At 68.4% G+C, this 655-nt stretch carries 2 pseudogenes; both read right to left on the reverse strand.

What is annotated here, in order from left to right:
* A pseudogene (locus tag EOA86_RS41045) lies at positions 1–111 on the reverse strand (glycerol-3-phosphate dehydrogenase); the annotation flags it as partial.
* Positions 108–655, reverse strand: a pseudogene (locus tag EOA86_RS37290) (tRNA (adenosine(37)-N6)-threonylcarbamoyltransferase complex transferase subunit TsaD); the annotation flags it as partial. The pseudogenes EOA86_RS41045 and EOA86_RS37290, both read right to left, overlap by 4 nt.

Genomic DNA, 655 nt, shown 5'->3' on the forward strand with positions numbered 1-655 from the left:
GACGAAATGACCGGCTCGCAGCATGGCCAGCGCCAGCGCCGTGCCCCAGGCCCCGCCGCCGAGCACGGCAATGCGCCAACCGCTTGGCGCCTTATGACCGCTACCGGTCATGCCTTGGCTCCGCGCCGGCCCGAGCCGACCATCGGGGCAGAGATACTGTCCAGCGGCCAGCGCGAGCGCGGCACGAAATCGGCGGCGTTCTCACCCGCGATGCCGACGCGCAGCCGTTCGATGCCGGCCCAGGCGATCATCGCCGCATTGTCGGTGCAGAGTTTGAGCGGCGGTGCGACGAAAGCAAAGCCGGCTTTCTCGCATAGGGTTTCGAGTGTCGCCTTGATCGTCCGGTTGGCAGCGACGCCGCCGGCGACGACGAGCGCAGGCTCCATCTCGCCTGGAAACTCCTGACGGAATCGGTTCAGCGCCCTCGAAACACGATCCTCCAGTGCATCCGCCACCGCCGCCTGGAACGAGGCGCAGATGTCGGCGACGTCCTGGTCGCTCAACGGGGCAATGGCCGTTGCTGCCTGGCGCACGGCGGTCTTCAGCCCGGAAAAGGAGAAATCGGGCTGCGCCGATCCCTTCATCGGCCGCGGGAAGGCGAAGCGTGCGACGTCGCCGGTCGCCGCCGCCTTCTCGACATTCGGCCCGCCAGGGT

Origin of the sequence: Mesorhizobium sp. M5C.F.Ca.IN.020.32.2.1, from assembly GCF_004023105.1 — a bacterium.
Classification (GTDB): domain Bacteria; phylum Pseudomonadota; class Alphaproteobacteria; order Rhizobiales; family Rhizobiaceae; genus Mesorhizobium; species Mesorhizobium wenxiniae.